The sequence below is a fragment of the Acidobacteriota bacterium genome (assembly GCA_039028635.1).
GTDB lineage: Bacteria > Acidobacteriota > Thermoanaerobaculia > Multivoradales > JBCCEF01 > JBCCEF01.
The window spans coordinates 81,234-88,845 of record JBCCHV010000022.1 but is presented as its reverse complement, the minus strand read 5'-3'; the positions used below and the strand labels follow the sequence as shown (position 1 = coordinate 88,845).

The 7,612-nt window shown below is 61.7% G+C and carries 7 protein-coding genes and 2 tRNA genes; 7 read left to right on the top strand and 2 right to left on the bottom strand.

What is annotated here, in order from left to right; all coding sequences use genetic code 11:
- Nucleotides 1-129: 129 nt before the first annotated feature.
- Nucleotides 130-206, bottom strand: a tRNA-Val gene (locus tag AAF604_11060).
- 238 nt (nucleotides 207-444) lie between these two features.
- Here AAF604_11060 and AAF604_11055 point away from each other — a divergent pair.
- The 3 genes from AAF604_11055 to AAF604_11045 all read left to right on the top strand — a co-directional run bounded on the left by AAF604_11055 (nucleotide 445) and on the right by AAF604_11045 (nucleotide 2,110).
- The gene (locus AAF604_11055; protein ID MEM7050193.1) at nucleotides 445-1,038 is read left to right on the top strand and encodes a superoxide dismutase; all 594 of its coding nucleotides are present in this window, start codon (nucleotides 445-447) and stop codon (nucleotides 1,036-1,038) included.
- Nucleotides 1,039-1,487: 449 nt separating this feature from the next.
- Nucleotides 1,488-1,826, top strand: coding sequence for a metalloregulator ArsR/SmtB family transcription factor (locus tag AAF604_11050; protein ID MEM7050192.1), 339 nt, complete (start codon nucleotides 1,488-1,490; stop codon nucleotides 1,824-1,826).
- 207 nt (nucleotides 1,827-2,033) lie between these two features.
- Nucleotides 2,034-2,110, top strand: a tRNA-Met gene (locus tag AAF604_11045).
- A gap of 455 nt (nucleotides 2,111-2,565) precedes the next feature.
- Here the strand turns inward: AAF604_11045 and AAF604_11040 are convergent.
- Nucleotides 2,566-3,570: a GlxA family transcriptional regulator gene (locus AAF604_11040; protein MEM7050191.1), complete on the bottom strand. Its 1,005-nt coding sequence runs from the start codon at nucleotides 3,568-3,570 to the stop codon at nucleotides 2,566-2,568.
- Nucleotides 3,571-3,715: 145 nt separating this feature from the next.
- Here AAF604_11040 and AAF604_11035 point away from each other — a divergent pair, with 145 nt between their 5' ends.
- From AAF604_11035 to AAF604_11020, 4 genes are all read left to right on the top strand, one after another.
- Nucleotides 3,716-4,591, top strand: coding sequence for a DJ-1/PfpI family protein (locus tag AAF604_11035; protein ID MEM7050190.1), 876 nt, complete (start codon nucleotides 3,716-3,718; stop codon nucleotides 4,589-4,591).
- 447 nt (nucleotides 4,592-5,038) lie between these two features.
- Complete coding sequence (locus AAF604_11030; GenBank protein MEM7050189.1) at nucleotides 5,039-6,082, top strand: pentapeptide repeat-containing protein; 1,044 nt, start codon at nucleotides 5,039-5,041, stop codon at nucleotides 6,080-6,082.
- A gap of 54 nt (nucleotides 6,083-6,136) precedes the next feature.
- Nucleotides 6,137-6,640: a hypothetical protein gene (locus tag AAF604_11025; GenBank protein MEM7050188.1), complete on the top strand. Its 504-nt coding sequence runs from the start codon at nucleotides 6,137-6,139 to the stop codon at nucleotides 6,638-6,640.
- Nucleotides 6,641-7,061: 421 nt separating this feature from the next.
- On the top strand, nucleotides 7,062-7,607 hold the full coding sequence (locus AAF604_11020; GenBank protein ID MEM7050187.1) for a hypothetical protein: 546 nt from the start codon (nucleotides 7,062-7,064) through the stop codon (nucleotides 7,605-7,607).
- Nucleotides 7,608-7,612: the final 5 nt, after the last annotated feature.

Here is a 7,612-nt window from a genome sequence, read left to right as displayed (position 1 = left end):
CGAACCCGCGACCTCCGGCGTGACAGGCCGGCATTCTAACCAACTGAACTACGACCCCGTTTTCTTGGGGAGCGACCGGAGCTAGCCGGCCACTCGTGGACGCGCTTTCCGCATCCGCTCACGCCCGAATGGTGGGAGGTGAGGGACTCGAACCCGCGACCCCCTGCTTGTAAGGCAGGTGCTCTAACCGGCTGAGCTAACCTCCCAGCGGCGCGAGGATCGCAATGGTACAGAAGAGCCGAAGCCAAGTCAACGACCAGATCGGCGCACCCGGCGGGACCTGACAAGGGCCTGTTTCGAGAGGCTTTTTGGCATGAAATAATGGGCCCGAAGATGGCTTCCCGACACCGCGCCGCCCTCCACCGAGGGAGCGGCCCGGCAGCAGGCGAAGCACTCCGCCCGTCGACAATTACCTGAGACCGATATTCCCTGGAGGAGGTTTCGATGTTCGAGATTCCCACCCTGCCCTACGCCTACGATGCGCTCGAGCCGCACATCGACGCGCAGACCATGGAGATTCACCACAGCAAGCACCACAACGCCTACTGCACCAACCTCAACAAGGCGCTCGAGGGTCACGCCGACCTGCAGTCGAAGAGCGTCGAGGATCTGCTGCGCGGCATCGACTCGCTCCCCGAGGGCATCCGCGGTGCGGTGCGCAACCACGGTGGAGGCCACGCCAACCACAGCCTGTTCTGGGCCACGATGACGCCGGGCGGCAGCAGCGCACCGGAAGGGGCCCTGGGGCAGGCCATCAACAACGCCTTCGGCAGCCTCGACGGCCTCAAGGAGAAGCTCCTCGGCGCCGCTGGCGGCCAGTTCGGCTCTGGCTGGGGCTGGTTGGTGGCCGAAGGCGGTCGGCTCGAGGTGATCGCCCGCCCCAATCAGGACAGTCCCCTGATGGAAGGCAAGACGCCTCTCCTCGGGGTCGACGTCTGGGAGCACGCCTACTACCTGCGCTACCAGAACCGGCGCCCGGACTACCTCGCCGCCTGGTGGAACGTGATCGATTGGCGCGCCGTCGAAAGCCGCTTCTAGGTCTCCAAGACGTCCTTGCCGTCCGAGGGAGCGTTGCTCCCTCGGACCCGCGTTGGTCTTCCTTCCCCGCTCAGATCCCCGCCTTGCCGGAGCCCTCGGGCCTCAACCCGAGCCGCCCTTCCGCGACACCCGGTCGCGCAAGATGACGACCCCTTCATCACCCTCGCCGAGGGTCGCTCAGTGTCTCGAGGGACTGAATTCGGGACAGAAAAGACCGCCCAAAAGAGCCTTCCGGCCCCAAAGAGCCCGTGAACTTGTATTCCTGAAAGAGGATTCTTTGCAGATCTAAAAGTTGGATATTCATAAGTTTGCACGACTCAGCTCATGCACTGAGCAGACGCGTGCCCAAGCAAGACGTCGAATTCAACAATTTTTCAACCGCCCTCCTTTTACACTCCTGGCAACGCAGTCAGGTGCTACGCCCCTCATCCAGAAGGAGGTAACCTCAAATGGCCGAACAGCTCAAAGTCACCCCAATTTCCCCTCACCTTCACAGCCGCGACGAGCGTCAGCTGACCAAGGTCTTCAAGGCCCTGTCCGACGCGACCCGCCAGGAGATCCTTCGCCTCCTCGAGTCGCAGCAGCGCACCGTCGGCGAGATCGTGGGCAACTTCAATCTTTCCCAGCCGACCATCTCGCGTCACCTGTCGGTTCTCAAGGAGGCCGATCTGGTGGTCGACCAGCGCCAGGGCCAGAACGTCATCTATCGCCTGAACGACGACGCCCTCGAGACCTCCATGCGCGAGTTCTTCGGCCAGTTCCGCAGCTGCCAAGAGGCGCTGCGCTAAGCCGACCGAATGTTCGAGGGGTCCGCGCGGCCAGCCCTACCCCTCTACTCCGCAGCGAATATTGCCCGGCCTCCGAGCCGGGCATCGTTGCGTCTGGGAGAGGAAAGCCGCCGACCTCTGGATTCCCCGGAGACCCCGCAGTATACTTCGCGGCCGGGCCGGAAACGGCCGACGAGCCTGCCCTCACGGGTCGGCTCTCTACCTCATGGCGGTGTAGCTCAGCCGGTTAGAGCGAGCGGCTCATAACCGCTAGGTCGGGGGTTCAAGTCCCTTCACCGCCACCATTTCTCCTTCCCTAACGGTCAGTCGAAACGATGCCGGTGAAGGGACTCGGTGTGTCTGGATACGCCTCGACGAGGCGGATCAAGACACGGCAAGTCCCGGGGCGAACATTCTCCTTCCCTAACGGTCAGTCGAAACGATGCCGGTGAAGGGACTCGGTGTGTCTGGATACGCCTCGACGAGGCGGATCAAGACACGGCAAGTCCCGGGGCAAACATTCTCATTCCCTAACGGTCAGTCGAAACGATGCCGGTGAAGGGACTCGGTGTATCTGGAGAGACCTCGCAGAGGTCTCTCCAGAGTACGGCAAGTCTCAGAGCAACCATTTCCTCGTTCCCGGAGGATTTCCTCCATAGGCAGGAGGCGCCGTGCGCTTCTCTGGGTGACGGGCTCTTAGGCATCGACGGACAGCGCCGGACCGGCTACGACCTGGCGTGACTGGCCTGCGAGGCGGAGCTCAAGGCTGGCAGAACCTTCGGCGGTAGTCGCTCGGGGCGATTTTGACTACGCGGTGGAAGGAGCGTCGCATCGAGTCCGCGCTGCCGAAGCCACAGCTCGCCGCGACGGCGTCGAGGGAATGGTCGGACTCTTCGAGACGCCGACGCGCCGCCTCGACGCGCACTTTCTCGACGTAGGCGGCGGGTGTCTCTCCCACTTCCCTTCTGAAGACCCGCGAGAAGTTGCGCAGGCTCATGTGGACCCGCTCGGCCATCGACTCGACGGAGAGATCGCTCGACGGATTATCCGCAGCCCACGCGATCAGCTCGTTGATCGAGTTTCGCTCCACCTGCTGCGCCGCCAATGTGGTGCTGAACTGGGACTGGCCGCCCGGACGACGCATGAAGACCACGAGATGCCGCGCGCAGTCGAGTGCCAGCGCCCGCCCCAGATCTTCCTCCACGAGGGCCAGCGCGAGGTCGATGCCGGCGGTGACGCCGGCGGAGGTGTAGACGTTTCCGTCCTTGACGAAGATCGAGTCAGCCTGGACATCCACCTTCGGAAAGCGCGTCGAGAGCTCCTTGGCTCCGCGCCAGTGCGTCGTGGCCTTCTTGCCGTCCAAGAGTCCGGCGTCCGCCAGCAAGAAGGCCCCAGCGCAGATCGACACCACCCGGCGTGACCGCGCCGCCAAGCGACGCAGGATCTTCAAAGACTCCGCAGGCGACCCGCTGCGCCAAAGCTCTGGATCGGCGGCCGGAACCACCATCGTATCGATCGCACCGCGACAGCTCTTCGCCGTTCGGTGGCCTTCCATCGAGATGCCGCCGAAGGAGTGGATCGTCTTGGATTTGCCGGCGCTCACCAGCTCCAAGGTGTAGGGCGACGGCTCAGCGCCGGCGAGCGTATTGGCGAGCGAGAAGACCTCCCACGGCCCCGTCAGATCGAGCAGGGCGACTTGCGGAAACGCGAGAAATACGATGCGTCTGGGAGTGCCCGATATCGGAGTCTCGAGCTTAAGGCCCATGGATCGCTTCCTTTCGGTGGACGGCTGCGGAGAATGGCCGAATCTGTCGGAACATTGTCATTTACGCCACCGGCAATGTCAACGACACTAGCCGTGCGGTCGGGCGACGGACCCGGCCCTCGACATCAACCCCGAGGAGACGGCCATGGAGACCCACAACCCTGAGGTCAATACCGAGATCACCACCATCAACCGCAGACGCTTCGTTGCCGCCGCAGCCGCCGCTGCTGGCGCCGCAGCCATGGCGGGCGGAGCCCACCGTGCCGCCGCGGACGACGGTGCCTTGCAGGAGGCAAAATTCAAACTTCCGCCCCTGCATGGAGGGCGCAAGCCGGAGGTGGCGATGCTCCTTTATCCGGGAGTCACTGTCCTCGACCTGATCGGTCCACATACGGTTCTCGCCCCGTCGTGCAACGTGCACGTGGTGTGGAAAAACACCGACCTGCTCGAGACGGACAGCGGCATTGTCATGAAGGCGACTTCGACCCTGCGCGATTGCCCGGAAGATCTGGACGTGCTCTTCGTGCCGGGCGGTGCCTTCGACATCATGCGCGACGCCGAGGTGCTCCGCTTCCTGGCCGACCGTGGGCAGCGAGCGAAATATGTCACCAGCGTCTGCGGCGGCTCGATCGTTCTGGCGGCGGCGGGCCTGCTCCAGGGGTATCGAGCGACATCGCATTGGTCCGCCCGCGAGGCCCTCTCGCTGTTCGGGGCGACACCGGTGGCAGCGCGGGTCGTGACCGACCGCAACCGCATCTCAGGCGGCGGCGTGACAGCCGGCATCGATTTCGGTCTCGTGCTGCTGGCGGAGCTTCTGGGCGAGGACGTGGCGAAGATGACACAGCTCGCCCTCGAGTACGACCCGGCGCCCCCCTTCGACGCCGGCACGCCGGAAAAGGCCGGCCCGGAGATCTTGACCAAGATGCAGAGGTGGCTTGGCCCGGCGAGCGACACGCTCATGCCGATGTGCGCCGCTGCGGCCGAAGACATGGGCGAATACACTTCGGTTTCCAGGCAGTGATTCGACGTCGCCGCTGGATTTGACTCAACAACCGCTGGAGTCGCCGCCCCTGGCGCTGCACCCCAACCTCCCCGAGGCAAGTAAGCGCCGTTGAAGCCACTCGCCCGCTGGGCGGGAGGCTGTCGGCATACCGGCCTTCTCGGTCGAGCTGACGGCCTTCCTCACTTCCCGCTTGGGTCCCCTTGACGACCAGCCCTTGGTGGTGGCTTTTTCTGGTGGGGTGGATCCGCGGGCGCTCTTGCTGGCGGCGCGGGAGGTGGAGGGCGGGAGGCGGCACCTCCCAGGCTCCTGTGAGCCCGGGCAAACCACCCGCCTCAGGAATTATGTAAAATTCTTGAGCCTTAAATGAAAAGTCCATCTCAGTGCAGGATCGTGTGCGGTATCTCTAGGTCGACTCTCGACCCGCTGACCCGCTATCTCCGCCCAGGGCCGAGCTCGGAAGGGTAAGTGAGTAAACCTGGGGATCAAGACCCGTCAAAACAAGAGCTGATTGAGGCGATCTCCGAGGAGCTTGCGAAAAGAGGCTATGCGACCACGCAAAAGGTCGGCGAATCCATCAAGGAAGAGTTGGCCCCGCTAGAAGTGCAAGTCGGGAAGCTGGAGAACGATCTTCAGACGATCGAGGTCAGAGCAGCTCACGCCAGGCAAGCCTTCAAGGACCTAGACGAAGCCCTTGGACTAGAAGGCTCGTCGGGGACGACTACCGGCGCTAGGCTCGCGCACTGGCTAGGACGAACACTCTCGGTGCTTGTGCTCGGCGTGTTGATCCTTCAAGTCTGGATCCTGCAGAAGCAGCTAGACCGAGAAACCCAAAGCGACTACGACACCCGAAAGACCGGTCACCTTGAGCTCATCTACGGAAACTGTGGAAATTCCGAAGGTGTGCCTCACGGCTGTGAGCCTCCGACACCACCGGCTGTTCGCCGATCGGCCCTAGTGTCTCTGCTCGATCTAGAGCGACGCATGCCCGAGAGCGCCTGGGGGCAGAGATCCCTAGTCGACAGAGGAACTCAAGACAGAATCGACCTCAAATATGCTCCACTGGCAGGTATTGACCTCGACGGCATCGATCTGAGAAGTGTCAACCTTAGTCAGGCCGACCTACCCGGCCAGAATCTGACGTCGGCAAAACTCGGCAACACCTGGTTCCTTGCGGCATCGATGCACGGCGTGGTCCTGAGTCGGAGCGACAAGCCATACTCTGATATCAGCTTCTCTGGAGCCAACCTGAGTAGTGCGATCCTGAGCACCGCGCAGTTCTTGGAGAATGTCGACATGACAAACACCGTTCTCGAGAATGCCCAGCTATCCGGTGCTGATCTCAGTGGAGTCAAAGGCCTGACGACCGATCAAATCTGCTCCGGGCGATGGGATGCGGGCCAACATCCTAAGCTTCCAGCTTACTTGATGAGATCCCCGCCCTGGTGTTACCCCATTGACGAGCTTGTCTGGACAGCCTTTGACAGCGAGCTGGTACCCTCGAAGGGTTGATTCCATGCTCTTCAAGCCATAACGAAGGCGATGCAAGTTCCGCAAGGGGATGCCATGAAGGTCGGAGCAACCAGCGGCTGGGCCAAAAACCTGAGGCTGGTCCTGGTCAGTGGACTCGCCGGAGCCGCACTGGTACTAGTACTCCAGGGCGCCACCTCAAGCTGGCGACCCCTTAAACTTCCTTGGGAATCTGCTGGACCCGGCTCGGAATCGATGGTGTCCCAGAACTACCGAGTTTCACTTACCCTCACGGGATCCAGCGATGGTAGCGACTGGACTATTCCGATCACCTCCCGAGAGGGTCAGGTCACTTTCATCGAAGGATCAGAGGGCGACGCACTAGGTCTCATCCCCCAAGTCCTTCGCAGAGAAGGAGACACCGCTGTGGATATCCAACTCATCCACATCTTCGACCGGGGAAAAGCCACCCAAACCACCAGGACGTTGTCGCGCGTTGCGATGACTCCCGGTTCGAGCGTCTACTTCGACCTCGAGGATGGTGATGGTCCAATCAAACTCAGCCTAGACAGCGTCCACATTGAGATTGAAGCTCTCTAGGCAGCGAAGCAAGGGCTCTCATGCACCTTCACGCTTAGTACCGTGACGGACATACCCACCAACTCAAGAGCGATCAACCATTCTGACATCGGCCTAGGGCCGCGAAACCCTGCGTTCACGGCGATGGACCGTTTGAGCTGAGAGTCGACGAAATCAGCTCGGCGCCAGGCTGACCGGGAACCTCTACTCGCTAATCTGCCGAGAGTCGAGAGGCACTTGGCGGGTCGATCTTTCGCCGCCACCTGCTCCGACTTGACAGGACAAGCACGGGTTGCCGGGGGAGATCAGTTGACACAAATGCTGTCAACCACTAAAATTGCCTCTGTCTATTGATTGTTTGAGCTACTACGGATCCCCCTAAAGAGAATGAGAATTCTCCTTGGGCCGGTTGTATCGGGGGTCCCGAGGAGAACAAAGAGCCGTGACGACCGGAGATCGCGGTGTGGTCGTTCCCAGACTGCTGATCGCGCTCACCCTTTGGGTGACCGCGATGCCATTGTCGGTTCTTGCTGAGAACGCAAGCCAGACGACATCGGTGGTGAGTCTCCGAGTTCAGACTCCGGAAAGACTGACCGAGTTCCAAATTCCGCTCGGGGAGGATGCCACTCTCGGCGAGCTCGGCGAGTCTGTCTTCCTCAGGCTTACCCCAAAGCCTATTCCAGGGAAAAAGAGCCAAATCCACCTCTTGCTGACCGAGGTCGAGGAGATCGAAGGCTTCGAGCATGCCCGCCCGGTCGGCCTGCTGACGCTTGCGCCACGGTCGAACGCCAGCATGGCGGTTCTTCACGATGGCAAGCGCTTCGACATCGAGCTCATTGGCATCGAAGAGATCGCGATGGATGCCGACCTACGCCCGCGCCGGTGCTGCGTAGTCTGCGACGAAGTCCTGGAATGCTCCTCGTGCGTCAGCACTATCTGTGGTTCTTGCTGTATCTTCAATTCTCCAATCGGATCTGAGCCTAACTAAGGACA

Coding starts and splice junctions, on each gene's coding strand:
- AAF604_11055 (MEM7050193.1), top strand. CDS start 445: ATGTTCGAGATTCCCACCCTGCCCTACGCCTACGATGCGCTCGAGCCG.
- AAF604_11050 (MEM7050192.1), top strand. CDS start 1,488: ATGGCCGAACAGCTCAAAGTCACCCCAATTTCCCCTCACCTTCACAGC.
- AAF604_11040 (MEM7050191.1), bottom strand. CDS start 3,570: ATGGGCCTTAAGCTCGAGACTCCGATATCGGGCACTCCCAGACGCATC.
- AAF604_11035 (MEM7050190.1), top strand. CDS start 3,716: ATGGAGACCCACAACCCTGAGGTCAATACCGAGATCACCACCATCAAC.
- AAF604_11025 (MEM7050188.1), top strand. CDS start 6,137: ATGAAGGTCGGAGCAACCAGCGGCTGGGCCAAAAACCTGAGGCTGGTC.